The sequence below is a fragment of the Limosilactobacillus coleohominis 101-4-CHN genome (assembly GCF_000161935.1).
In the GTDB taxonomy this organism is placed as follows: Bacteria; Bacillota; Bacilli; order Lactobacillales; family Lactobacillaceae; genus Limosilactobacillus; species Limosilactobacillus coleohominis_A.
Genome location: NZ_GG698802.1, coordinates 577667 through 601721, shown reverse-complemented (window position 1 = coordinate 601721; position 24055 = coordinate 577667). Strand labels below are relative to the sequence as shown.

At 41.5% G+C, this 24055-nt stretch carries 21 protein-coding genes, 9 tRNA genes, 1 riboswitch and 1 other annotated feature; of the genes, 25 read left to right on the top strand and 5 right to left on the bottom strand.

The features are described from left to right. Nucleotides 1-47: 47 nt before the first annotated feature. The 9 genes from HMPREF0501_RS03195 (at nucleotide 48) to HMPREF0501_RS03155 (ending at nucleotide 899) form a co-directional block, all read left to right on the top strand. Nucleotides 48-139, top strand: a tRNA-Ser gene (locus HMPREF0501_RS03195). Nucleotides 140-146: 7 nt separating this feature from the next. Beyond that, nucleotides 147-219: transfer RNA gene (locus HMPREF0501_RS03190), tRNA-Glu, on the top strand. A 5-nt stretch (nucleotides 220-224) separates the two neighbouring features. After that, nucleotides 225-297 (top strand) — tRNA-Val (locus HMPREF0501_RS03185). A 34-nt stretch (nucleotides 298-331) separates the two neighbouring features. Then, a tRNA-Phe gene (locus HMPREF0501_RS03180) sits at nucleotides 332-404 on the top strand. A gap of 8 nt (nucleotides 405-412) precedes the next feature. After that, nucleotides 413-495: transfer RNA gene (locus tag HMPREF0501_RS03175), tRNA-Tyr, on the top strand. A gap of 6 nt (nucleotides 496-501) precedes the next feature. After that, a tRNA-Trp gene (locus tag HMPREF0501_RS03170) sits at nucleotides 502-572 on the top strand. Nucleotides 573-589: 17 nt separating this feature from the next. After that, nucleotides 590-664, top strand: a tRNA-His gene (locus HMPREF0501_RS03165). Nucleotides 665-727: 63 nt separating this feature from the next. After that, nucleotides 728-798 (top strand) — tRNA-Cys (locus HMPREF0501_RS03160). Between the two features lie 16 nt (nucleotides 799-814). Beyond that, nucleotides 815-899: transfer RNA gene (locus HMPREF0501_RS03155), tRNA-Leu, on the top strand. 173 nt (nucleotides 900-1072) lie between these two features. Here the strand turns inward: HMPREF0501_RS03155 and HMPREF0501_RS03150 are convergent. After that, a complete protein-coding gene (locus HMPREF0501_RS03150; RefSeq protein WP_006916406.1) occupies nucleotides 1073-1798 on the bottom strand; it encodes a potassium channel family protein in 726 nt (241 codons plus the stop codon). Nucleotides 1799-2023: 225 nt separating this feature from the next. Here HMPREF0501_RS03150 and HMPREF0501_RS03145 point away from each other — a divergent pair, with 225 nt between their 5' ends. The 10 genes from HMPREF0501_RS03145 to HMPREF0501_RS03100 all read left to right on the top strand — a co-directional run bounded on the left by HMPREF0501_RS03145 (nucleotide 2024) and on the right by HMPREF0501_RS03100 (nucleotide 13462). Continuing rightward, nucleotides 2024-2848: a transporter substrate-binding domain-containing protein gene (locus HMPREF0501_RS03145; RefSeq protein WP_040455698.1), complete on the top strand. Its 825-nt coding sequence runs from the start codon at nucleotides 2024-2026 to the stop codon at nucleotides 2846-2848. Between the two features lie 30 nt (nucleotides 2849-2878). Next, nucleotides 2879-3571, top strand: coding sequence for an amino acid ABC transporter permease (locus tag HMPREF0501_RS03140; RefSeq protein ID WP_050755741.1), 693 nt, complete (start codon nucleotides 2879-2881; stop codon nucleotides 3569-3571). Between the two features lie 385 nt (nucleotides 3572-3956). Continuing rightward, nucleotides 3957-6194 carry an anaerobic ribonucleoside-triphosphate reductase gene (nrdD, locus tag HMPREF0501_RS03135; protein ID WP_006916404.1) on the top strand — a complete coding sequence of 746 codons (2238 nt, stop codon included), beginning with the start codon at nucleotides 3957-3959 and terminating at the stop codon, nucleotides 6192-6194. Nucleotides 6195-6206: 12 nt separating this feature from the next. Continuing rightward, complete coding sequence (gene nrdG / locus HMPREF0501_RS03130) at nucleotides 6207-6794, top strand: anaerobic ribonucleoside-triphosphate reductase activating protein (RefSeq protein WP_006916403.1); 588 nt, start codon at nucleotides 6207-6209, stop codon at nucleotides 6792-6794. A 14-nt stretch (nucleotides 6795-6808) separates the two neighbouring features. Then, a complete protein-coding gene (gene sufC / locus HMPREF0501_RS03125; RefSeq protein ID WP_006916402.1) occupies nucleotides 6809-7576 on the top strand; it encodes a Fe-S cluster assembly ATPase SufC in 768 nt (255 codons plus the stop codon). Further along, a complete protein-coding gene (locus tag HMPREF0501_RS03120; RefSeq protein WP_006916401.1) occupies nucleotides 7573-8724 on the top strand; it encodes a SufB/SufD family protein in 1152 nt (383 codons plus the stop codon). Before sufC ends, HMPREF0501_RS03120 begins: the two co-directional genes overlap by 4 nt. After that, entirely contained in the window at nucleotides 8724-10145 is a 1422-nt protein-coding gene (sufB, locus tag HMPREF0501_RS03115; protein WP_006916400.1) for a Fe-S cluster assembly protein SufB, read from the top strand. The genes HMPREF0501_RS03120 and sufB overlap by 1 nt, the downstream gene beginning before the upstream one ends. Nucleotides 10146-10270: 125 nt before the next feature. Beyond that, complete coding sequence (locus HMPREF0501_RS03110; protein WP_006916397.1) at nucleotides 10271-11596, top strand: uracil-xanthine permease family protein; 1326 nt, start codon at nucleotides 10271-10273, stop codon at nucleotides 11594-11596. A gap of 536 nt (nucleotides 11597-12132) precedes the next feature. Further along, nucleotides 12133-12762, top strand: coding sequence for a LysM peptidoglycan-binding domain-containing protein (locus HMPREF0501_RS03105; RefSeq protein WP_006916396.1), 630 nt, complete (start codon nucleotides 12133-12135; stop codon nucleotides 12760-12762). A 274-nt stretch (nucleotides 12763-13036) separates the two neighbouring features. After that, on the top strand, nucleotides 13037-13462 hold the full coding sequence (locus tag HMPREF0501_RS03100) for an Hsp20/alpha crystallin family protein (RefSeq protein WP_006916395.1): 426 nt from the start codon (nucleotides 13037-13039) through the stop codon (nucleotides 13460-13462). A 68-nt stretch (nucleotides 13463-13530) separates the two neighbouring features. On the opposite strand, the gene HMPREF0501_RS09010 is transcribed toward HMPREF0501_RS03100, so the two are convergent. Both HMPREF0501_RS09010 and HMPREF0501_RS03095 read right to left on the bottom strand, forming a co-directional pair. Next, the gene (locus tag HMPREF0501_RS09010) at nucleotides 13531-13701 is read right to left on the bottom strand and encodes a hypothetical protein (RefSeq protein WP_006916394.1); all 171 of its coding nucleotides are present in this window, start codon (nucleotides 13699-13701) and stop codon (nucleotides 13531-13533) included. Further along, nucleotides 13701-14174 (bottom strand): Fur family transcriptional regulator, encoded by a 474-nt coding sequence (locus HMPREF0501_RS03095; protein WP_006916393.1) that lies wholly within the window; start codon nucleotides 14172-14174, stop codon nucleotides 13701-13703. Before HMPREF0501_RS03095 ends, HMPREF0501_RS09010 begins: the two co-directional genes overlap by 1 nt. Before the next feature lie 119 nt (nucleotides 14175-14293). On the opposite strand from HMPREF0501_RS03095, the gene HMPREF0501_RS03090 reads away from it, so the two are divergent. Then, on the top strand, nucleotides 14294-15727 hold the full coding sequence (locus HMPREF0501_RS03090; protein ID WP_006916392.1) for an MFS transporter: 1434 nt from the start codon (nucleotides 14294-14296) through the stop codon (nucleotides 15725-15727). 47 nt (nucleotides 15728-15774) lie between these two features. Beyond that, nucleotides 15775-16308 (top strand): DNA-3-methyladenine glycosylase I, encoded by a 534-nt coding sequence (locus HMPREF0501_RS03085; RefSeq protein WP_006916391.1) that lies wholly within the window; start codon nucleotides 15775-15777, stop codon nucleotides 16306-16308. Between the two features lie 58 nt (nucleotides 16309-16366). Here HMPREF0501_RS03085 and HMPREF0501_RS03080 read toward each other — a convergent pair whose 3' ends face one another. Continuing rightward, nucleotides 16367-17092 carry a hypothetical protein gene (locus tag HMPREF0501_RS03080; protein WP_006916390.1) on the bottom strand — a complete coding sequence of 242 codons (726 nt, stop codon included), beginning with the start codon at nucleotides 17090-17092 and terminating at the stop codon, nucleotides 16367-16369. Between the two features lie 96 nt (nucleotides 17093-17188). Further along, nucleotides 17189-17288: riboswitch (SMK box riboswitch) on the top strand. On the opposite strand from HMPREF0501_RS03080, the gene metK reads away from it, so the two are divergent. Beyond that, nucleotides 17286-18473 carry a methionine adenosyltransferase gene (metK, locus tag HMPREF0501_RS03075; protein WP_006916389.1) on the top strand — a complete coding sequence of 396 codons (1188 nt, stop codon included), beginning with the start codon at nucleotides 17286-17288 and terminating at the stop codon, nucleotides 18471-18473. Its footprint overlaps the riboswitch before it by 3 nt. A 48-nt stretch (nucleotides 18474-18521) precedes the next feature. On the opposite strand, the gene HMPREF0501_RS03070 is transcribed toward metK, so the two are convergent. Continuing rightward, the gene (locus tag HMPREF0501_RS03070; RefSeq protein WP_006916388.1) at nucleotides 18522-19136 is read right to left on the bottom strand and encodes a phosphatase PAP2 family protein; all 615 of its coding nucleotides are present in this window, start codon (nucleotides 19134-19136) and stop codon (nucleotides 18522-18524) included. A 92-nt stretch (nucleotides 19137-19228) separates the two neighbouring features. After that, nucleotides 19229-19434, top strand: a binding site (T-box leader). A gap of 67 nt (nucleotides 19435-19501) precedes the next feature. On the opposite strand from HMPREF0501_RS03070, the gene leuS reads away from it, so the two are divergent. The 3 genes from leuS (at nucleotide 19502) to HMPREF0501_RS03055 (ending at nucleotide 24006) form a co-directional block, all read left to right on the top strand. Beyond that, entirely contained in the window at nucleotides 19502-21922 is a 2421-nt protein-coding gene (gene leuS / locus HMPREF0501_RS03065; protein ID WP_006916387.1) for a leucine--tRNA ligase, read from the top strand. A 69-nt stretch (nucleotides 21923-21991) separates the two neighbouring features. Further along, nucleotides 21992-22267, top strand: coding sequence for a hypothetical protein (locus tag HMPREF0501_RS03060; RefSeq protein ID WP_006916386.1), 276 nt, complete (start codon nucleotides 21992-21994; stop codon nucleotides 22265-22267). A gap of 152 nt (nucleotides 22268-22419) precedes the next feature. Next, nucleotides 22420-24006, top strand: a complete 1587-nt coding sequence (locus tag HMPREF0501_RS03055) for a polysaccharide biosynthesis protein (RefSeq protein ID WP_040455770.1) — start codon at nucleotides 22420-22422, stop codon at nucleotides 24004-24006. Nucleotides 24007-24055: the final 49 nt, after the last annotated feature.

Genomic DNA, 24055 nt, shown 5'->3' with positions numbered 1-24055 from the left:
AATGATGAACTTTGGCACCTGGCGATTTGTGCCAGGGTTCGGATTTTGGAGAGTTGTCCGAGTTGGCCGAAGGAGCAGCATTGGAAATGCTGTATACGGGTTAAAGCCTGTATCAAGGGTTCGAATCCCTTACTCTCCGTTCTTATGACCCGTTGGTCAAGTTGGTTAAGACACCAGCCTTTCACGCTGGTAACGTGGGTTCAAATCCCGCACGGGTCACTCTTGGAGGATTAGCTCAGTTGGGAGAGCATCTGCCTTACAAGCAGAGGGTCACAGGTTCGAGCCCTGTATCCTCCATTACAACTTTAATGTTGTATCCCAGACCAAGCACGGCTCGGTAGCTCAGTTGGTAGAGCAACGGATTGAAGCTCCGTGTGTCGGCGGTTCGATTCCGTCCCGCGCCACTTATTATGGAGGAGTAGCGAAGTCTGGTTAAACGCGACGGTCTGTAAAACCGTTCCTTCGGGTTCGGCGGTTCGAATCCACCCTCCTCCACTTTATAGGGATATAGTTAAACGGTATAACTACGGTCTCCAAAACCGTCATTGTGGGTTCGATTCCTACTATCCCTGCTCAATTGAATATTTTGGCGGTATTGGTGAAGTTTGGTTAACACATCGGTTTGTGGGTCCGACACGCGTGGGTTCGAATCCCACATACCGCCCTTCTGGTTAGACGGTGCCCGATCGCAGCGTCTAATTGTTTGAATAACATTCAAACTCTATTTGGTGGTATAGCCAAGTGGTAAGGCAGAGGTCTGCAAAACCTTTATCATCGGTTCAAATCCGATTACCACCTTTTAGTTAAGATTTATGCCTCTGTGGCGGAATTGGCAGACGCGCTGGACTCAAAATCCAGTTCCCGTTGAGGGAGTGTGGGTTCGACCCCCACCGGAGGCATTTTAATAAGTTTTCGAAAGTATTGAATCTTAACTGAGAAGCACCGTAGCCCTTGATATGATAGGGTTGCGGTGCTTTTTTGTTTAAGTTTAAATCTGTGGATAACTTAGCTAAATCATGTTAAATAATAAAGTTGGTACACATTTGGTACACAAAGAGGGACCGAAATTACACTAATCATCATCTTTCATCATTGACTGTAATTCGGTTAGTTTTTTCATTATTTGGGTATTTTCTTCATGTAAAGATCTAATCTCTTTTTTTAGGTTAATTTGATCCTGATTGGTAAAGAAATTTGTGATGCTACTGGTGAGCATACCAACGAAACCAATTCCAACCAACATTAAAACAATTGCTGCAATTCGTCCTAAGCCAGTTTTGGGAGTCATATCGCCATAGCCCACGGTAGTGGCTGTTGTGATTGACCACCAAAGTGCATTTTCTAAATTAGTATGTTCAGCAAAACTGTAAAGGCAAGCACTAATGATTAATAGGGCACAACTGACATACAGATAATAAATCAGCCCATTTACTTTGAGAAAGTGCTTCAGACGACCCGCCATTCCAACTAGCCGAATGATTCTTAAAAGGCGAAGCAAACGTGTAATCCGGCTGATCCGGAAGACGGTAAATAATCCACTTACTGGAATTATTGATAATAGATCAAAGATATTCGCTTTTAGGAAAGCTCTTTTATTATCAGCAAAAAGAAGACGAATGCAATAATCACTAACAAAGATTACCCAGACGACATTATCAATTAATGAATATGGTTGGTCAGTAAGGGTAATCATTTTGGCGTAATCTAGAATAATTAAGCAGATCGAAATTAGGGCTAAAATAACCATTACCCAGGCATAACAAAGTGAGAAGGCCATTTTTTTATTAAATCTTTTCATTATTTATTCTCCAGTTATTGATTAACATTTTCATTATACGCAGATTATTTAGTTATATTTATACAATTTGAACTTATATATTCACGTGAGAAGCTTATTTCAAGATTTATCCGAATTTTTTTACATTTTTCATTGCATTACGTGAATAATTCATGTATTATACTGGTTGTATTCAAAAGTTATGCAATTATTATTCATTGAGTTACTAAGTATGGAGGATTAATTATGAAGTTTAAGTTAGGAAAAAAGATCCTTGCTTTAAGCGCAGTAGCCTTAATGGTTGCTGGTGGTTTAGCAGGATGTGGAACCAAAGAAAACACTGCTTACAATAAGATTAAGAGCGAAAAAACATTAACCATGGGGACTTCCGCGGATTTCGCACCATTTGAATTTCCAGTTGTTAAGAATGGTAAAAAGACTTACAACGGATTTGACATTATGGTTGCCAACCAAATTGCTAAAGACATGGGAGTTAAACTTAAGGTACAAAACATGCAGTTTTCTTCCTTGATTGGTGAATTGCAAAATAATAAGGTGCAGATGGTTATGGCTGGAATGACCGCTACTAAAGAACGACGGAAAGCAGTTGACTTCTCTAAACCATACTACACTGAATCTGAATCACTGCTGGTAAGAAAGAGTGATGCTAATAAGTACACCACGCAAGCAAGTACCAAGGGAGCTTCATTTGGTGCTCAGCAAGGTTCCATTCAGGAAAACGTTGGGAAGAGCCAAACTAAGGCCCACATCGTCAGTGAAGGGTTAGTTACCAGTCTGACGACTGAATTAAAGGGTGGCAAATTAGACGGTGTTGTCCTGGCCCAAAAGGTCGCGGAAGAATATGTTAAGAAGTACCCAAACGACTACGCCATTGCGCCAGTCAAGTTACCAGTGCCAAAGTCACAACGGGAAATCTGCATTGCCTTACCAAAAAATGAACCAAAGTTGAAGAAGAAGGTTAATGCAGAAATTACTAAGATGCAAAAGAATGGTCAATTAGATCAAATGTTCCAAAAGGCCCAAGACCTGCAGGAACAAACAGGGAAGTAATTAATAAAAGAGAGTAGAGGATGATGTTAAATGATGGAATTTAGTTTTCTCGGTAAATACTGGCCAATGTTTTTACAAGGGTCAGAATTAACGTTAGTTATTTCAGTAATTGGGGTTGTTATCGGGTTCTTAATTGGACTTTTGCTGGTCCTAATGCGGATGTCAAAAATTAAAGTTTTGAACTGGATTGCTGGCATTTATGTGTCAATCGTTCGGGGGACCCCATCAATGATTCAAGTTCTGCTGGTTTACTACATCTTGTCTAAAACCTTACCAATTCCTCAAGTTCAGGTTCTTGGTTCAGGATTAGACCGGATTATTCCTGGTGCGTTAGCTTTAGGATTAAATTCTGGGGCGTACACTTCAGAAATCTTCCGTTCTGGAATTATTTCAATTCCAGCCGGCCAAACTGAGGCAGGCCTTTCATTAGGGTTAAGTCGTCGTGATACCCTGTTTGAAATTGTGTTACCACAAGCATTACGGAACACGCTTCCGGCAATGGGAAATGAGTTCATTACCTTAATTAAGGAATCATCAGTTCTATTCTATATTGGGGTACAAGAAGTCACCGCGGAAGCCTTAGGAGTTGGTGGGACCCTCTACAACTTTATTCCACCGCTGATTGTTGCTGCTGTGATTTACTTTGTTATTACTCAAGCGCTTGCTCTACTACTTAATTGGTTGGAAAAGCGGATGAGTCAAAAGTATACGGTAAGTAATTAATTAATAATTCATCCTTTACTAAAAGTCGCGTCATTACTGAGATGATGCGACTTTTTATTATCTATAATAAGCATAATATGATATAAAAATCATGCAACACAATCTTTTAAATTGTATTTTATAGATATCAATTGATTAATAAAAGCGAAACTTACCGAATTGTTCTTAGATAATTAGCTTGAACGAGGTAAGGCTAATCGCTATCTAGCTTGCTTATTGACTAAGTTAAGCACGCGATCATGGAGAATTATCTAAATGAAAAAATACCAAGCCAAGATTCATTACTACTACATATTGTGTTTTGAATGTCAATAGTTTCAAGATGTTGTGTTCAATCTTTTTTCATTTAAGATAGATAATGTTAACTTCAAAGGGGATATTATCTATGAAAATCAAAACCACAACTCAGCATCCATTAGCAGTGTTACAGGATGTTAATGTTATTAAGCGTGATGGAACCATCACACCGTTTTATTCCTATAAATTAGATTTAATTATGCGTGAACTTCATGCAGACTGGGCAACTCAAACCAAGGTGTACGAAGAATTAGTAAAGGCCTTAGCGGGGAAGGATCGTGTCATGACGATTGAAATTGCCCAAGCCATGATCGATGGTTTTCGTGCTGCTGGTCATAATGAATTTGCCATGGCCTTTATTAACTATCGGAAGCAGGATGATCGGGCTTTTGCTGAAGCAACTAACCCAATGTATAAGTTGGATCAACTATCTGACCGAAATTCACGGGTGGTTCACGAAAATGCCAATAAAGATTCCAAGGTTTTTAATACACAACGGGATTTAGAGGCCGGCATGGTTAGTCGGGCACTTGGTTTACGGATGCTACCGCAAATTGTCGCCAAGGCTCACCTGCGTGGTGATATTCACTGGCATGACCTAGATTACTCTCCAGTTACGCCGGAAACCAATTGTTGTCTAATCGACCTTGATGAGATGTTCAAAAATGGCTTTAAGATTGGAAACGCTTGGGTATCTTCACCACGGTCGATTCAGACGGCAACGGCCCAAATGTCACAAATTATTGCTAACGTTGCTTCATTACAATATGGTGGTTGTTCTGCTAACCGGATCGATCAACTCCTCGAACCATATGCCAAGATTAATTATGAAAAGCATTTGCGAGACGCTGAACAATGGGTAGCACCAGAAAAACGTGAAGAATACGCTAAAACTAAGACCAAGAAGGATATTTATGATGCGATGCAAGCACTAGAGTATGAAATTAATACTTTGTACTCTTCGCAAGGCCAGACACCATTTACAACGATTAATTTTGGCCTGGGAACTTCCTGGATTGCTCGAGAAATCCAAAAATCTATTTTGAAGATCCGAATTAAAGGACTTGGTAAAGAACATCGGACTGCCATTTTTCCTAAATTAATTTTTACATTAAAGCGGGGACTTAACTTAAATCCTGGTGATCCAAATTATGATGTCAAGCAACTAGCTTTGGAATGTTCAACGAAGCGGATGTATCCAGACCTTTTGATGTATGACAAGATTAAAGAGATCACCGGTTCATTTAAGACCCCGATGGGCTGTCGCTCTTTCCTTCAAGGCTGGCATGATCCAGAAACCGGTAAAGAAGTTAATTCTGGACGGATGAATTTAGGGGTTGTCACCGTTAATTTGCCACGGATTGCGTTGGAAGCCCACGGTGATAAAAAGCTCTTTTGGCAAATTTTCCAAGAAAAGATGCGGATCTGTAAGATCGCCTTAGATTATCGAATTAAACGAACTAAGCAAGCTAAGCCGGAAAACGCACCGTTATTGTATATGTATGGGGCCTTTGGCAAGCGGCTGAAGAAAACAGACAGTGTTGATGAAGTGTTTAAAAACAGCCGGGCAACTGTGTCATTAGGTTACATTGGGTTATATGAAGTTTGCACGACATTCTATGGGCCAAAGTGGGAACACAATAAAGAAGCCCATGACTTTGCCGTTTCAATTGTTAAACAGATGCACGACCTTTGTGCAAAGTGGGAAGATGAAGAAGGTTATCACTTTAGCCTGTATTCAACACCAGCTGAATCTTTGACTGATACATTCTGTCAGGATGATTTAAAGAAATTTGGTCGTGTGGAGGACGTCACAGATAAGGAATACTACACTAATAGTTTCCACTATGATGTTCGGAAGCATCCAACCCCATTTGAAAAGCTGGAGTTTGAGGAGGACTTTCCTCAATACGCGGCTGGTGGTTTTATTCACTACTGTGAATATCCAAACTTACGACAAAATCCGAAGGCCCTCGAAGCAGTTTGGGATTGGGCTTACGATCACGTTGGTTATTTAGGTACGAATACGTCGATCGATCAATGTTTCAAGTGTGGTTTCAAGGGTGAATTTGAGGCCACTGCTCGCGGCTTTAAGTGCCCCCAGTGTGGTAATCACGATCCGGCAACCTGTGATGTCGTTAAGCGGACCTGTGGTTATTTAGGAAACCCTCAACAACGTCCAATGGTGCATGGTCGGCATGAGGAAATTATTCATCGGGTTAAGCATATGGATCCACGAATGATCAAATCTGCGGCGCAATTTGAAACCCAACGGCAAATGGATACCAAAGAACACCGGGCTAAATTTAATGGTGACCAAATCTAAGGAGGAATCAATATGGGGGAACGGCATCAACATCGACTACCCAAAAATCCGCGTCCTAAGGAATGGTTAGCTGCGGATCATTCTCTGCAATATGTTGCTGATTATAAGCCATTCAACTTTGTTGATGGTGAAGGTGTCCGGTGCAGTATTTACGTTAGTGGTTGTTTATTTAACTGTCCGGGCTGTTATAACAAAGCTGCTCAGAACTTCCACTATGGTCAACCGTATACTCAAGAACTTGAAGATCAAATCATGACGGATTTAGGTCATGACTATGTGCAAGGGTTAACCTTGTTAGGTGGTGAGCCATTCTTAAATACGCAGGTTTGTTTAAAATTAATTAAACGCTTGCGCAAAGAATACGGGCATACCAAAGATATTTGGTCCTGGTCAGGGTATACTTGGGAAGAACTTCAGCAAGAATCCTATGATAAACTGGAAATGCTGAGCAATATTGATATTTTAGTTGACGGGCGTTTTTTGGAAGATCAAAAAGACTTAACGTTACAATTCCGGGGCAGCGCTAATCAACGCATTATCGACGTGCAAAAATCATTACGAGCCAACAAAGTCATCATTTGGGATAAGCTCGTTCATTAATTAAGGGTGAAAAAATGACGTTAGTAGTAAAAAACTTACATGCAATTGTGAAGGAAACCGGTGAAGAAATTTTAAAGGGTGTTGATTTGACTGTTCCCACTGGTGAAGTGCATGCCATTATGGGGCCAAATGGAAACGGTAAGTCAACGTTAGTTTCCACGATTATGGGCTATCCTGCCTATGAAGTTACTACGGGGACCGTTACTTTTGATGGTCAAGATGTTTTAAGTAGATCCATCACGGAACGGGCACAACTTGGTCTCTTTTTAGGAATGCAGTATCCAGCTGAAATTCCTGGAGTAAAGAATATTGACTTTATCCGTCAAGCAATGAATGCTACTCAACCAGAAGGGCAAACGGTACCTGTGTTAGAGTTTCTTCAACAACTGAATGAAGCCAAACAATTACTCAAGATGCCGGATGATATTACCGACCGTTATTTAAACGTTGGATTTTCTGGTGGCGAAAAAAAGCGGAATGAGGTCTTACAAATGATGATGCTCAAACCGAAATTAGCCATTTTGGATGAAATTGATTCTGGGCTTGATATTGACGCGTTACGGATTGTCGCAAATGGCATTAACCATATGCGAACGCCACAATTTAGTGCGCTCCTCATTACGCACTATGAGCGTTTACTCGAATATGTTAAACCTGACCGCATTCATGTGATGGTTGATGGACGGGTAGTGCAAAGCGGCGGCCCAGAATTAGCAGATGAACTTGAAAAGGGCGGCTATGCTAAATTTGAACAAATGAGTAAGGATGGCGTTCACGAATGAAACCAGATTTATTAGATCAAGTTCGAGTAGCCACCCAGGGCCAGCCAGATTGGTTACGGAAAAAACGTCAATTAGCGATGATGATGGCTCAGAAACTCCCGGTAACCGATCACCAACAAACGGTTTTAAAGAAGTGGCTCCAAAATCCACAGCTAGATATTGATGATGAGCAGGTAACGACCACGCCTGATGGGTACGTTAACTTGCCCATTTTTATTGCCGCTCAACAGTATCCAGAGCTAGTGCAGGAAAATTTAATGGAGAAGGCGATTAATTGGCAAGCCAATCAACTCAATGCGCTCCACTTAGCATTTTTAAATGGTGGCCGGTTTGTTTATGTGCCGAATAACACGGTTGTTGATCAGCCAATTGAATTGCATGCGACCGTTTCAGGATGCAATTACCACAACCTCATCATGGTGGGGGCTAATTCAAAAGTAACCATCATTGAAAATGAAGTTGCTAGTGATCAACAACCAAGCTATTTAGGAACTGAATTATTACTTGGTGACAGTGCGCAAGTCAATTATTATCAATCAAATACTTTTACTGCAGACCATAATTGGGAGAGTGTACGCGCCTATCAAGCCGGGGATAGCTTGCTCAACATTTATAGTGCCTTTTTTGATCGTCACCATCTCGAGGCTGATTATCATGCAAACTTGGATGGCGATGGTAGCCATGCTAATTTTAAAATGGTTGGTATTGCGACCCACGATCAGGTGCAGGACATTCATACCAGGATTGATAATCATGGCTTACATACTGATGGAGAAATTTTACAAAACGGGGTGGTTAAAGATCAGGCAATCCTGAACTTCCATGCTGTCGGTAAGATTTATCAAGGGGCACACCAGTCTGCTTCGAACCAAGAGAGTCGCCTATTAACGCTAACGGCAGCGAGTCATGGGGAAGCTGATCCGGTCCTATTGATTGAAGATAACGATGTGAACGCTGGTCATGCAGCCAGTATCGGTCAAGTTAATCCAGATCAGTTATATTATTTACAATCCCGCGGCTTGACTTTAATGGAAGCAGAAATTTTGCTGACGAAGGGCTTTTTATTACCAGTAATTGAAAAGTTTCCAGATCAACAACTGCGTGATCAAACCATTAATGAATTGCTGGAACGATTGGAGGTTCAGTAATGAGTCAAGAAGATGATAAAAAAGCAATTAAGCGATTTTCAAAAGAACATTATGAATACGGTTTTCATGATGATATTAAACCGATTTTTTCCACAGGAGTCGGTTTGACTGAAGATACGGTTCGTGAAATTTTCCGTCGCAAACATGAGCCTGAATGGATGCTAAATATTCGGTTAAATGCTTACCACCAGTATTTAAAGATGAAGCTGCCAGACTTTGGACCGGATTTAACAAAATTAGATTTATCACAGCTCCGCTATTTTCAACGACCAACTGATCATGTGGCTCGTTCCTGGTCAGACGTACCAGAGGAAATGAAAACCACCTTTGAAAAGATGGGGGTTCCGGAGGCCGAACGCCAATACCTAGCAGGAGCCACTGCTCAGTACGAGTCGGAAGTCGTTTACGCTAATTTAAAACGGGACTTAGCAAGTCATGGGATCCTCTTTATGGACACTGATACTGCAGTCCAAAAGTATCCGGAAATTGTTAAAAAGTATTTTGCCCAGTTAGTACATCCTGATGACAATATTTTTGCGGCGCTGAATACCGCAGTCTGGTCTGGCGGAACCTTTATTTACGTTCCAAAGGGTGTTCATGCTGATGAGCCGCTTCAGAGTTTCTTTAGAATCAATGCGGAAAATACGGGACAGTTTGAGCGAACGTTGATTGTCGTTGATGAAGACGCGAGTGTGAACTATGTTGAAGGATGTACGGCACCAGTTTATTCGGAAGATAGCCTCCATGCGGCTGTTGTCGAAGTATTTGTAAAACCACGGGGCTTTTGCCGTTATACAACCATTCAAAACTGGTCGCCTAATGTTTACTCGTTGGAAACTAAACGGGCAGTGGCGGATGAAAATGCAGTCATGGAATGGGTTGATGGTAATCTCGGTTCTAAGGTGACGATGAAGTACCCGAGCGTCTATCTTCGTGGTCGTAGAGCAAAGGGGACAATGTTATCAATAGCTTTTGCTAATGGCAAAGTAGTGGATCAAGATACTGGAGCCAGAATGATTCACCAAGCTCCAGAAACCAGCTCGACCATTATTTCAAAGTCACTGTGTCGGGCTGGGGGTGTCTGTGATTATCGTGGTGAAGTTAAAATGGATGAAAATGCTCATGGTTCCAGTTCACATGTTGAGTGTGACACCATCATCATGGATGATGATTCCTCAAGTGATACCATTCCGCTAAATAAGGTCGCAGTTGGTGATGTCGCAATGGAGCATGAAGCCAAAGTCTCCAAGGTTTCAGAAGAAGAACTTTACTATTTAATGAGTCGCGGATTATCTGAAGAAGAAGCTACTAAGATGATCGTTATGGGTTTCATTGAACCATTTACCAAACAATTACCGATGGAATATGCGGTGGAACTAAATCGACTGATTGATTTTCAGATGGAAGGTTCCGTTGGTTAAAAATCAAAAAAATAACGCCCGGTCTCGCAAGAGATTCGGGAGTTTTCCGAACAATGGGTAATTTACACTATATTCAGTTCGTGATAAGCTTATCCTTGAAATTTATTTAAGGGAGAAAGTTAATAATGGATGAACAAGTACAACGGAATCTCGTAATCGGCCCGGAAGACCACATTCCAACTGGTGAGGCAACGCTGCTTGGTCTACAACACGTTATGGCAATGGACGTCTATGTGCCGCCGATTATTCTAGCCGGGATGTTAGCAATGGGAGCAGCTGATACATCTGGACTGCTCCAATCGACATTTCTTGCGGCTGGTGTTGGAACCATTTTACAAACTTCGATTTTTATGAAGATGCCAATGTCGCAGGGACCATCATTTGTGCCGTTATCAGCAGCTGCTGGGATTGTTCTAGCCAGTGGTGGTTTGAAAGGAAACGGGATGGCGACCTTAATCGGTTCACTAGTCGTCGGTGCGATCATTTTGGTTCTTTTGGGACTAAGCGGCATTTTTCAAAAGATTATTAACCGGTTAGTGCCGGCAGTAGTAGGTGGCACGATTATTACGTGTGTGGGTCTGTCACTGATTCCAAGTGCCCTCAATAGCAATATTTTTGAAGCCAAGGGCAATGTTTATCAAAATATTGAACTTGCTAGTGTGACAGCCTTAGCGATGCTAGTATGTGTTGGCATAAGTATTCGGTTCCCGCGAGTTCAAAAACTCTTTCGGACAGGTTCAATTGTCATTGCATTACTATGTGGGACGTTAATGAGTGCTTCGATGGGGCGCTTTAACTGGCAATCTGTAGTTGATGCGCCATGGTTTAGTTTACCGCAACGGACGGTTTTTCACTGGGGAATTAGTTTCAACTGGACTTCCATTCTGACGTTCTTGATTTTATATGCCATCATTACGACCGAAACGACCGGGACGTGGTTTGCAATGGGGGCCGTTACTAATCACAAAATTACTGATCGGCAATGGAATCACGGAATTGTAGGTGAAGGTTTGAGCTGTTTGTTTGCTGGACTTTGTGGAACTACTCCTGTTACTGGCTACTCAACCAATGCTGGAGTTGTGTCCATCACTGGGGTTGCTTCGCGGAAAGTCTTTGTTGCTGCGGGTGGCTGGTTTATCCTGCTCGGTTTTTTCTCTAAACTATCGGCATTCTTAACCGCTATTCCTGATCCAGTAATCGGGGGTGTATTTGCCCTCATTACCGTCACAATCATGTTAAATGGGCTGAATGTCATTCGGGGAATCAAAACTTCAGATGCAGATCTCTATATTATTGGTTTGCCGATTGTTTTAACCCTGGCCATTATTTTACTGCCAACGCATATTACTAAGGCAGCACCACAAATGGTACAATACTTACTTGGTTCGCCGATTGCGGTGGCAGCATTAACAGCCATTATCCTTAATTTGTTGATGCCGCGTCGACACTAATTAATATTAATAACAATAAATGGGGCTGTGACACAAACCCGATTACTTTAATAAAAAGCGAACAGCGCAGTACACAAATGGCCTCCAGTGCTCGGCAAAGCCGAACTCTGGAGGCCTATTTGTGATTGCGGGTGGATGAAGCTGATAGACGAAAAAAGGCTTCGTTGACGCCCGCTTTTTGCTGTTACATTGTTACAAACGTTAGTAATAAAAAGGTGTTTTGGGAATAAATTTGCTGAGATCAAGGTTAATTCAGAAAAAATTCAAAAAGTTTTCGTAGTTTTGTTACAAGTTGCCAGTCTGCTTACTAGAAGAAAGTGAAATATTGATAAATGTTGATTTAACGGGGATCGGCGACGATTTAATGATGCTTAATTGATTAAAAAGCCCGGCTTTGTTACAAAATTTTACAGAAATGCGGAAGTTTGATAATTCGCGGTAATTGGTCCGTAACTGACAGCATGTATTATATAAACCGTTGATAAGTTATTGATTTGTAACTACAGAATTTAAAAGAAAAGGATGTTTTAATTTATATGAAGTTCAATAAGAAAGCTATCAAAGTTGCTGCTACTGTTACTGGTGCCCTTGCTTTGGGTACTGTTGCTACTGCTACTACTGCCAATGCTGACTCAGTTTACACTGTCCAAGCAGGGGACACGCTTTCTGGCATTTCCTACAAGTTAGGACACGACTTAACTTTTGTTGACACTTTAGCAAGTAACAATAACATCGCTAACAAGAATTTAATCTACGTTGGTCAAAAGTTGTTAATCAAGGATGATGGTGAGGTTACTACAGCAACTGCTCAACAAGCTGCTTCATTACCATCTGCTAATAACTCAGCTAACACTAATAATACTACTACCCAAAGCAGCCAAAGCACTAATACGGCCGCTACTGCTAACACTGGTGCATCTAACTACACTTCAAGTGTTGCCGGTAACGATGCCGCAGCTAAGGCTTGGATTGCCGCTCGTGAATCGGGTGGTAACTATGGTGCACGGAATGGTCAATACATTGGTAAGTACCAATTATCTGCATCTTACTTAAATGGTGACTACTCCGCCGCTAACCAAGAACGGGTTGCCGACCAATACGTATCCAGCCGTTACGGTTCCTGGAGTGCTGCTCAATCATTCTGGCAATCACATGGTTGGTACTAAAATTAAATTTTAATTACCGAGAACGGGGAAGGTTCCGTTCTTTTTTTGCTTGATATATGATAAATTATTCATATATAGAAATTTAAATTAAAATTACGAAGACACACTAAAGGCTCTAAATGCCTTTATATCAGCATTGGTCAAGTTTGGTTAAACTTTTTAGCACTCTTAACAATAGAGTGCTAAAAAGCGCTTGTATTCACCAAAATTTGGATTAGGATAATAAGTGTAAAGAGAAATAAGAAATAAAAAAACGAAGAAAGGAAGCTTTATTATGGCTAATGATTTACAACGTCGTGATGGTTTGTTTGACAACTTGATGAACATGCGGAATTTCTTTGATGATGGCTTTTTCCCATCTACTAACTCTGACTATATGAAGAGTGATATTGCGGAAACTAACGATGGTTATCAAGTAAAGATTGACATGCCAGGATTTGATAAGAAAGATATCCGTGTTAACTATGCAGACGGCATTTTAACGGTTAGTGGCCATCGGGATACTTTCGATGATCACACCAACAAGAATGGTGACATTGTCCAAAGTGAACGGCGGTATGGACAAATGAGTCGGTCATACCGGTTACCAGATGTTGATTTAGATAAGGTTAGTGCAAAGTACAATGATGGTGTTCTGGCACTTGATTTGCCAAAGCTAACGGTTGAAAACCAAAACGGGACGCACATTGATATTGAGTAATTTAGAGAAATAGAAAGGGATCGTGGAGAAGTCGTAATGATTTCTAACACGATCCCTTTTTTAATCAACTAGTGTCCTGGATGTTCAGCAATGCCATCTGGAAAATCTTTATCAAATTCCTTGAGGACGGGCAATAACACGTTAATATATTCATGATAAGCATAGACTGGACTATTAAATTCTTTCTTACTCAATAAAGCAATGGCAATTTCATGCGCACGCTGTTCATTACTAATCATTAATTAAGCTCCTCTTTATTTCCGTTGAGTCCTAACTTGTATTGACAGTCGGGACAGATTCCATGGACTTCGACATCACTACGGGTAACTAAATAATTTGTATTTTTTCTAGTTACTCGCGCTAATTCTTTTGCAATGTCATAGAATTCATCATCCATCACATCAGTAATCTTACCACAGTTATCACACACAACGTGATAGTGGGGGTGACCAAAGTAATCATAATGGGTGGAACCATCACCATTTTTTAATTCGATCACAAGATTATAATTTACCAGTAGTTTAACAGTATTGTACACTGTCGCTAAGCTGATGCTGTCATCATGTTTTTGCAAATCATCCAGAATCATCTCAACCGTTGGATGAGTGTGATGGGTGATTAGATAGTTTAGAATTATTTTGCGTTGAGGGGTTAAACGAACACGGTTTTCTTTTAAACGGTTTAGTGCACGATCAAATTCTGCTTCAGCCATCTTAATCACTCCTTCATCTTTAATTAACTAATGTCTAGTATACCATTTACAAATGAATCTGGACTAACTATAATACTAATTGTTTATTTAATAATCATTCTAAACAAGGGGAGAGAAGAATGCAAGAGAGTATTGATCAAAACGGTAAGACTTATAGTCGCTTTTGGTTTATTTTAACCTTACTGTTGGGGACTTTTACGATGTCTATCAGTCAGTCTTCACTATCAACGGCTTACCCAACTTTAATGCAGAATTTTGGTATTTCAGCGGATACGGTCCAATGGCTGACAACCGGATTTATGTTGGTAATGTGTGTCAGCATGCCAATTAGTCCCTGGATGCTTAATAATCTGAGCTTCCGTCAAATGTTTATTGGTGCGCTCGCCATATTTGATGTTGGTTCTTTGATGATCGTTTTTACCCCAGCTTCATGGGGAGTCAACGGTTTTTGGTTTATGATGATCGGCCGGGTGATGGAAGCCTTCGCGGTGGGGGTTCTTTTTCCATCCTATCAGACGGTGCTGCTTGAAATTACGCCGAAGGATGAGCGGGGAACCACAATGGGAATTGCCGGCTTAGTAATGGGTTCAGCTCTTGCCTGTGGCCCGATTATTTCGGGAATTGTTTTAAAATTCTTTGATTGGAAGAGCTTATTCATCCTGTTTATGATCATTATTACAGTTGTGATTGTTATGGCAGGTAGTGGCTTGATTAGAAATGTAATGGATCGTCACGAAACTTCCTTAGATTGGCTGTCAGTCTTTCTATCAATTGGTTTAATTGGAATTATGTACGTGGTTAATCAGATTGGCAAACACCGCGTTAACTGGGCATTCAATTGGGGATTACTCATAGTTAGTTTAATTGCGGTTGTTCTCTTCTGCGTTCGCCAATTCAAACTGAAAACACCACTTTTGGAATTACGGGTCTTGAAGACCTTTAATTACGATATGGCAATTTTACTGACGGGAATTTCGTATGTTGCACTAATCGTAGTTACGATTATTTTTCCTTTGTACTACCAAGGAGTTTTACATGTTAGTCCATTTATTTCGGGAATGTCTTTAGTTCCTGGCGCGGTCTTTTTGAGTATTTTGAATCCATTTACTGGTAAATTGGCGGATATGATTGGTTTTAAGCCAACCATGATTATTGGGATGCTAATGATTGTTGCGGGGTGGTTCTTAACTTTAGCAATGGCTGATGTGCAAAATCTCTTGGGAATGATTCTTTGTGCCATGGTTATCGAAGGTGGAAACGCCTTTGTTATGATGCCAGCGGTAACCCTAGGTGCAAACTCCTTGCCTAATGACTTAGTTTCACATGGGACTGCGGTAATCACTACGGTACGGCAAATTCTTGGTTCCGCTGGGGTGGCAATGGCAACCATGATTTTAACTACAGCAACTGCTAATCGGTTGAGTATGGGAGCTAATAAATTAGCCGCTTCACTTCACGGTTACCATGTTGTTTTCATTACAATGATTGTAATTGAAGTCATTGGTTTAGGATTGGCACTAATTCTTCGTGATACCAAGAAGAAAACGAATTAAAATACGTATCTTAATAGTGAGCAATCTATTAAGAGGAGTGGATAGTAATGACTAGTCAATACCCGAAATGGGCGAATTCTGCTGTAATGCGTGATTATTATGATCATCACTGGGGGATACCAGTGCATGATGAACGTGAACTGTTTAAAATGTTAACTTTAGAAACTTTTCAAGCAGGTTTGAGTTGGACAACAATTTGGCAACGACGAGCGGCCTTTTCAGCAGCGTTTGCTGAATTTGATGTGGATAAAATCGCCAGGTTTGATCGGCACCAGGTGGAGCAATTAATGGCCAACTCCCAAATTATCCGTAATCGTCGTAAAATTATGGCAACTATTAATAATGCTCAACGATTGCAGCAAATTCATCAGGATGGTAAAACACTTGATCATTTTCTCTGGTCGTTTGTTAATGGCCAACCACTACGAATGCATGCTGACGGTGATCAGTTATTGCCAAGTGCAACGTCATTATCAACGGAAATTTCGCGGCAGTTAAAACACGCCGGATTTCAATTTGTTGGACCAACAACCGTTTTTTCATTAATGTGCGCTGTTGGGATTGTTAACGCTCGTCTCTAAAACGATAAAATAACACCTCCACGTTTAAGCTAAACCAAACGTGGGGGTGTTATTTTTGCTATGACCAATAAACCAATACGATAACGACCATTTGCGCTAGGCAATAAAGAATCAATGATTGTTGTTGCCGTGCTTTGGCAATCATCACAAACCAAGTGGCAACAATGGTGGCAATCGCAAGGTAGATTGTCAAATGAAGGGGCCGGCTTAGGATAAAGATTAACAAGATTAGGGCGAGGATGGTTACTTTTAATTTATACTGACGAACATTTTGCAAAAAGAATGGTGCTAAATAAAACCAGGTGCTGGCCATTACCGGTAGCAGGTAACTAATAATTTCCCATGAAATAAAGTGCAGACTGGCATAAGCACAAGCAACGGAAACGGTAAACATTAACAATAAGCCGAAGGTAATTAAGCCAAACGTGTTTTGAAAGTCCATGGAGGGTAATTGAATAATCAGTAAAAAGAGTGGTAGTAACAATAATAAGGATAATAAAATTAAATTTTTACTGAAACCCATGATTGCAAAACACGCGCTTGCTGCGAGTGGAATCAGCGAAAGGGTGGAACCAAAGCGATGATAAATCAACATTGGCACCACTAGGCCGATACAAACTTCATACATCAGTAGCATTCCCATATTAGTTGTAAAGTGCGAACCCTGAACCCCAATGGCATAGGTAAACGGGGCGTCTGACCAACTGATTAGGAGAATAAAAGTTGTTGGTACCAAATCTTTCCAGTTAATTTCGTGAAATTGTCGCTTAATTAAACCCCACATGCTAAACCGTCCTTCTTTTTGTTCATAATGTTAATAAGTATAACAGAGTTTCCCATCTTTTGATTGAATGCGAAGCAGAAAATATGCTAAGATGGTTCTCGTTATGAAGCAAATTCCCGATGGGAGGAGACGGTCGTCTTCGCTGCCTTGTAACCGCAAAAGACACTTTTAAGTTTATGGGGGAATTAATACAATGGGAGAACGCCATTTATTTACATCTGAATCCGTTTCAGAAGGACATCCAGATAAAATTGCTGACCAAATTAGTGACGCAATTTTAGACGCAATGCTTGAACAAGACCCAGATGCACGGGTCGCTGTCGAAACCTCAGTTACGACTGGTTTGGTACTAGTATTTGGGGAAGTTTCGACATCAGCTTACGTCAATATTCAAAAAGTGGTCCGGCACACAATTAAGGAAATTGGCTATACTGATGGTCAATACGGCTTTGATGCTGACAACTGTGCCGTGATTACCGCAATTGACGAACAATCACCGGATATTGCTCAGGGGGTTGATGACTCGCTGGAAACTCGTGAAGGCGAAGGTGATCCGCTCGAACAAATTGGTGCGGGGGATCAAGGCTTAATGTTTGGTTATGCTACTGACGAGACGCCAGAATATATGCCATTGACGTTAATGCTTAGTCACAAGTTAATGCAACGGATCGCAAAGCTGCGTAAGGAAGGTACGATTGAATACTTACGGCCAGATGCTAAGGCCGAAGTAACGGTTGAATATGATGAAAACGATCAGCCATTGCGGGTAGATACGGTTGTGCTTAGTACTCAACATGATTCTGATGTTTCATTAGACCAAATTCGCCAAGACGTTAAGGAACAAGTTATTAAAGCCGTCATTCCAGCAAACTTGTTGGATGACCAGACTAAGTACTTTATTAACCCGACTGGGCGCTTTGTAATTGGTGGTCCTCAAGGGGATGCTGGTTTAACTGGCCGGAAGATTATTGTTGACACGTATGGTGGGGCAGCTCACCATGGTGGTGGGGCTTTCTCTGGTAAGGACGCTACGAAGGTTGACCGATCAGCTTCCTATGCAGCCCGTTACATTGCGAAAAACTTAGTTGCGGCTGGTTACGCGAAGAAAGCAGAAATTCAAGTAGCCTATGCAATTGGGGTTGCTAAACCAGTTTCCATTGCCATTGATACTTTTGGCACCGGTACTAAGTCTGCAGAAGAATTGATTGCTGCTGTCCGGAAGGTCTTTGATCTTCGGCCAGCTGGAATTATCAAGATGCTGGACTTAAAGCGGCCAATTTATAAGCAAACTGCGGCTTATGGTCACTTTGGCCGAACCGATGTTGATTTGCCATGGGAACACCTTGATAAGGTTGATGAATTAAAGCAGATTTTAGGTTAGGATAAAAGATCCAGCAGATGGTTTTTGCCCCTGCTGGATCTTTTACTTTTAAACCTTGAAATGATTAAACAATAACTGAAAACCGGTTACCACACTCGTTCCTAAACACCAGCCAGCGAGCACGTCACTGGGATAATGAGCCCCAACATAGACACGAGAAAAACCGATTGCAAGAACTAACATTACTAAGATGGTGGTAATTGTAACTTTTATCCAATTCCGTCGGACTACTCGCCAAGTCAGGAGAATTAAACAGCCTAGTACTAATGCGGCCGCACTAGAATGACCGCTGGGAAAACTGTAACTGCTGTAATGCATTAAAAGATTCGTTGTGGGACGCGGTCGTTGGATCAGCAGTTTGATAACTCGATTGAGCAGCACACCCGAACCAATGGTGAGGAGAACTTGCCAAACAAAACGCCGATTGACCATGATCCCACTAAGAATGGTGGTAATAACAATCCAGGTAATGGTCTCCTTGGAATTAAACAATTGGGTGAAGTTCACAAAAAAGATATTCCAGGCAACTGACCGATGCGCATTGACGACTTGACGAAGCGTATCATCAATACCTTGAACTGGTGCGGGATTAAAGAGCATCATGAGAAGTAAGCCAATAAAAATGATTCCACAGATACTAAACAAAATTTTTATTTTTTTCATAGGGCCCTCGCTTTCTAAACAATGAATATTCTAACAAAGTATTTGCCTAAGTGCCTTGCTAAATCGAATGGAATTTGCTACCATCAATATCAATATCTAATCGCAAGCGGATTAGTAGTTACTATTAATTATTCAGAGACCACATGGGGCTGTAAATGTGGAATTAATCGTAATGAACTCACCGCATGAATGCTCAATGCTGAAATTAAGTAGGCAGCGACGTTTTCCGCGTTAAGGAACTGAAGCGCTACATTAATTGTAGAATACGGGTGGTACCGCGGAAAAGTTCGTCCTGTAGATACTGAGAAGTATCTACGGGATTTTTTTGTGATTAGCAAACTGGCTAGATAAAGGAGTATGAGATTATGGGATATGATCATTCCGCCATTGAAAAGAAATGGCAACGTTATTGGAAACAACATGAAACGTTTAAATCCACACTGGATAACAGCAAAAAGAAATATTATGCACTGGATATGTTCCCGTACCCATCTGGGCAAGGTCTGCACGTTGGTCACCCTGAGGGGTACACAGCCACTGACGTGATGGCCCGGATGAAGCGGATGCAAGGCTTTAATGTTTTACACCCAATGGGGTTTGATGCTTTCGGTTTACCGGCAGAACAATACGCGCTAAAGACTGGTCATAATCCAAAGGGCTTTACCAACAAGAACATTGACCACTTCCGTGATCAGATTCAGTCACTTGGTTTTTCTTATGACTGGGATCGTGAAGTTAACACCACGGATCCAAAGTATTATAAGTGGACCCAATGGATTTTTGAACAGTTGTATAAAAAGGGGTTGGCTTACGAAGACGAAATCATGGTTAACTGGGCGCCTGATTTTATGGGCGGCACAGTGGTTGCCAATGAAGAAGTTGAAGACGGCAAGACTAAACGGGGCGGCTACCCAGTTTATCGGAAGCCAATGAAGCAATGGGTTTTGAAAATCACCGCTTACGCTGACCGTTTGATCGACGATCTAGACCTCGTTGATTGGCCAGAAAGTGTGAAGGAAATGCAGCGGAACTGGATTGGCCGTTCTGAAGGGGCTGCTGTTGACTTTGAAGTTGCTGATCATGCTGATCAAAAGATTGAAGTATTTACGACCCGTTGCGACACGTTATTTGGGGCTTCTTATGTGGTACTTGCCCCTGAGCATGAATTGGTCAACCAAATCACCACTGCTGATCCAAAGACGGCGGTTAAAGAATACCAAGAGGAAGCGTCCCGGCGTTCAGATCTTGAACGAACAGACCTAAGTAAAGAAAAAACAGGGGTCTTCACGGGTGCATATGCAATCAATCCGGTCAATGGTGACAAACTGCCAATTTGGATTTCCGATTATGTTTTGGCATCATATGGTACTGGTGCAGTGATGGCAGTTCCTGCTCATGATGATCGTGACTATGAGTTTGCACATAAATTTAATTTGCCAATTAAGCAGGTCATTGAAGGCGGCGATCTAGAGAAAGCTGCCTATACTGGTGACGGCAAGCATATTAATTCAGGCTTCTTGGACGGATTAAATATTGATGACGCCAAGCAAAAGATGGTTGATTGGCTGACTGAACATCATGCTGGACAAAAGAAGGTTAACTATAAACTGCGTGATTGGATCTTTAGTCGGCAACGTTACTGGGGTGAACCAATTCCAGTTATCCATTGGGACGATGGAACAACATCCTTGGTACCAGAAGATGAACTCCCATTAGAATTGCCAGATACCGACAACATTGAGCCTTCAGGGACCGGTGAATCACCATTAGCCAAAATTAAAGATTGGGTTAATGTTTATGATGAAAATGGGCGCCACGGTCTACGGGAAACTAATACAATGCCACAATGGGCTGGCTCATCCTGGTACTGGCTTCGTTATACTGACCCGCACAATGATCAAGCATTAGCTTCAAAAGAAGCCTTAGATTACTGGTCACCCGTTGACTTGTACGTTGGTGGTGCAGAACACGCAGTTCTCCACCTCCTATATGCACGTTTCTGGCATAAGTTCCTATATGATTTGGGAGTTGTCCCAACGCCGGAACCGTTCATGAAACTGGTTAACCAAGGAATGATTCTTGGTAGTAATCACGAAAAGATGTCTAAATCCAAAGGCAACGTTGTCAATCCTGATGAAATTGTTGATCAGTATGGGGCGGACACTTTACGGCTCTATGAAATGTTCATGGGACCGTTAACGGAATCCGTTCCTTGGGATCCAAAGGGCCTGCATGGGGCTAATAAATGGGTTCACCGGGTTTGGCGATTAATTATGGATGATAATAATCACTTACGTGACCGGATTTCAACAATTAACGATGGTAAACTGGATAAAGTTTACAACCAAACCGTTAAGAAAGTTACCGAAGATTATGAACGGATGCACTTTAATACGGCAATTTCACAATTAATGGTCTTCGTCAATGAAGCCTACAAAGTTGACGACCTGCCAGTTGAATATATTAAAGGGTTCATCAAGATGATTGCGCCAATCATGCCACACATGGCAGAAGAATTGTGGAGTCAATTCAACGAAAGTGATACAATCACTTACCAATCATGGCCAACTTATGATCCAAGCAAGATTGTTGAAGATGAAGTTGAAATGATTGTGCAAGTTAACGGTAAGGTGCGGGCTAAATTGAAATTAGCCAAGGATACCGATAAGGACAGTGCTGAAAAGGCAGCCTTAGCGGATGACAATGTACAAAAGTTCGTGGAAGGCAAGGACATTAAGAAAGTCATCGTCGTACCGAATAAGATTGTTAACATTGTTGCTAAGTAGTGAGTGACAAAAGGGCTTTTGAGACAGAGGTTTCAGGAGCCTTTTTCATTGCGCAGAATGGAGGATCGAATGGATTATCATATTGTTTCATACCCAGCAGTGATTAGTGAAGAAGCAGGAAAAACGAAAGTGCATTTTCCGGATTTACCGGCTGCGGATGTCTTGGACGATAATAAGTGGAATGCTTTAATGCGGGCGGAAATTGGTTTAGCGCTGACGGTGATTGATTTGGAAAGTCATCATGAGGAAGTACCAAAGCCAACGGATTTAGAAAAAGTCATTGAAAAATTTCAGACGGATAAAGTCAGTGTTCAAGCAATTACAACAGACCTAGATGAATATTAAGAATTGGCCAATTTGATTGCTTAACGTTTTAAATCAAGCTAGAATGATAAAGATTGTTTAAAAAATATAATGAAAAAGGTGAAAATATGAGATCAGGAGAAAGTGCAACTGATCATCAAGCTGCAACGAAGTCCCAGGACGCCCAAGCTAAAATGGTCACGGGTTCAGCGTGGATGACAGCTGGTAGTATTACTTCCCGCTTGTTAGGTGCCTTGTACGTGATTCCTTGGGTAACATGGATGGGTGCTTATAGTACTCAGGCTAACGCACTTTTTGCGAAAGGGTATAACATCTATAGTATGTTTTTAACCGTTGCCACGGCCGGAATTCCTTCCGCAATTTCAAAATTAGTCGCACATTATAATGGATTAGATCAGTATGGAGTGAGCCGCCGTCTTTATCATTCAGGAATGTACGTGTCAATTGCCATGGGGGTAATCTGCTCCATTGTGATGTTCTTGGCAGCGGGTATTTTAGCGGCTGGTGACCCGAACGTGGTCCCAGTCATTCAGTCGTTGGCCTGGGCCGTGCTCGTCATCCCACCAATGAGTATCACGCGGGGCTTTCTACAAGGTTATAATTGGATGGCTCCTTCGGCAATGTCGCAATTTATTGAGCAAGTCTTTCGGGTCGCTTATATCCTCGCAGCGACGTTTTTGGTAATGAAAATTCAACGGGGTAGTTGGGTGGTTGCGGTTACCCAGTCGACGTTTGCGGCCTTTATTGGGGCATTGGGCGCCATTGCAATTTTAGCATTAGCCTACTTTAAACACTTGCGGGAAATGAATGAGCTGGTTCGAAATGGTGAACGTAATCCTCATGTTTCAACCTTGGAATTGATTTTTAAAATTATTTACCAAGCAATTCCATTTATTGTGATTGAATCTGGGATCATCATCTTCCAATTGATTGACCAATATACTTTTCCGCCGTTAATGCGGATGCTTGGACACTACACTACTTATCAAATTAATGCAGTTTACGCATTATTCTCATTTAATGCGAATAAGTTATACATGATCATTATTTCGTTTGCTTCGGGCATGGCGGCTACAGCGATTCCACTATTATCGGAAGCACGGGCCCAAAATGATACGGAGAGTATTCGTAAACAGATTGAAAATGCTTTAACGTTATTTTATTTTGTCATGATCCCAGCTTCGATGGGCATGGCGGCAGTTGCTCAACAGATCTACACCGTCTTTTACCGTTATGATGCGGCTGGGGTGACAGTTCTTGAATTTGCGGCTTTTATGTCCATTCCATTAGGAATGTACTCAGTAGCTGCAGCCATGATGCAAGGAATTTCAGAAAACAAACGGATGATGAGTTACCTGGGAATCGGGGTCATTGTTAAATTTATCCTGCAGTTACCATGTATGATGTTAGTTCGTGGTTTAGGACCACTTTTGGCTACTGGACTTGCAATGATGGTGATTAATTACCTCATCTTACATTCGTTTAACATGGAATTCGGCTTACACTTTAACGACATGGCCAAGTCCACGAACCAAATTCTTGGGTTCTCCCTGATTATGTTTGTGGCAGTTAAGGCCGTGATGTCGTTAATTAACTTGGTGGTAAGTCCATATGGACGGTATACTGCGTTCTTCTCACTAATTCCTGGTGTTTTGGTTGGGATGGCTGTCTTTATTTACTTAGCCCTACGGTATCGGTTAGCGGATAATTTGCTTGGCGCCAGAATGGCCGCTTTACGAACCCGATTGCACATTAAATAGTGAACATAAATAAATAAGCTCCGGTTGCGATGAATGTCGCGACTGGAGC

Excerpts from the sequence above, each read along its gene's own strand:
- HMPREF0501_RS03110 (WP_006916397.1), top strand. The coding sequence starts at position 10,271 with ATGGATGAACAAGTACAACGGAATCTCGTAATCGGCCCGGAAGACCAC.
- leuS (WP_006916387.1), top strand. The coding sequence starts at position 19,502 with ATGGGATATGATCATTCCGCCATTGAAAAGAAATGGCAACGTTATTGG.
- HMPREF0501_RS03145 (WP_040455698.1), top strand. The coding sequence starts at position 2,024 with ATGAAGTTTAAGTTAGGAAAAAAGATCCTTGCTTTAAGCGCAGTAGCC.
- sufC (WP_006916402.1), top strand. The coding sequence starts at position 6,809 with ATGACGTTAGTAGTAAAAAACTTACATGCAATTGTGAAGGAAACCGGT.
- HMPREF0501_RS03095 (WP_006916393.1), bottom strand. The coding sequence starts at position 14,174 with ATGGCTGAAGCAGAATTTGATCGTGCACTAAACCGTTTAAAAGAAAAC.
- HMPREF0501_RS03080 (WP_006916390.1), bottom strand. The coding sequence starts at position 17,092 with ATGTGGGGTTTAATTAAGCGACAATTTCACGAAATTAACTGGAAAGAT.
- HMPREF0501_RS03100 (WP_006916395.1), top strand. The coding sequence starts at position 13,037 with ATGGCTAATGATTTACAACGTCGTGATGGTTTGTTTGACAACTTGATG.
- HMPREF0501_RS03085 (WP_006916391.1), top strand. The coding sequence starts at position 15,775 with ATGACTAGTCAATACCCGAAATGGGCGAATTCTGCTGTAATGCGTGAT.
- nrdD (WP_006916404.1), top strand. The coding sequence starts at position 3,957 with ATGAAAATCAAAACCACAACTCAGCATCCATTAGCAGTGTTACAGGAT.
- HMPREF0501_RS03070 (WP_006916388.1), bottom strand. The coding sequence starts at position 19,136 with ATGAAAAAAATAAAAATTTTGTTTAGTATCTGTGGAATCATTTTTATT.
- HMPREF0501_RS03090 (WP_006916392.1), top strand. The coding sequence starts at position 14,294 with ATGCAAGAGAGTATTGATCAAAACGGTAAGACTTATAGTCGCTTTTGG.
- HMPREF0501_RS03055 (WP_040455770.1), top strand. The coding sequence starts at position 22,420 with ATGGTCACGGGTTCAGCGTGGATGACAGCTGGTAGTATTACTTCCCGC.
- HMPREF0501_RS03060 (WP_006916386.1), top strand. The coding sequence starts at position 21,992 with ATGGATTATCATATTGTTTCATACCCAGCAGTGATTAGTGAAGAAGCA.
- sufB (WP_006916400.1), top strand. The coding sequence starts at position 8,724 with ATGAGTCAAGAAGATGATAAAAAAGCAATTAAGCGATTTTCAAAAGAA.
- HMPREF0501_RS03105 (WP_006916396.1), top strand. The coding sequence starts at position 12,133 with ATGAAGTTCAATAAGAAAGCTATCAAAGTTGCTGCTACTGTTACTGGT.
- HMPREF0501_RS03140 (WP_050755741.1), top strand. The coding sequence starts at position 2,879 with ATGATGGAATTTAGTTTTCTCGGTAAATACTGGCCAATGTTTTTACAA.
- HMPREF0501_RS09010 (WP_006916394.1), bottom strand. The coding sequence starts at position 13,701 with ATGATTAGTAATGAACAGCGTGCGCATGAAATTGCCATTGCTTTATTG.
- metK (WP_006916389.1), top strand. The coding sequence starts at position 17,286 with ATGGGAGAACGCCATTTATTTACATCTGAATCCGTTTCAGAAGGACAT.
- nrdG (WP_006916403.1), top strand. The coding sequence starts at position 6,207 with ATGGGGGAACGGCATCAACATCGACTACCCAAAAATCCGCGTCCTAAG.
- HMPREF0501_RS03150 (WP_006916406.1), bottom strand. The coding sequence starts at position 1,798 with ATGAAAAGATTTAATAAAAAAATGGCCTTCTCACTTTGTTATGCCTGG.
- HMPREF0501_RS03120 (WP_006916401.1), top strand. The coding sequence starts at position 7,573 with ATGAAACCAGATTTATTAGATCAAGTTCGAGTAGCCACCCAGGGCCAG.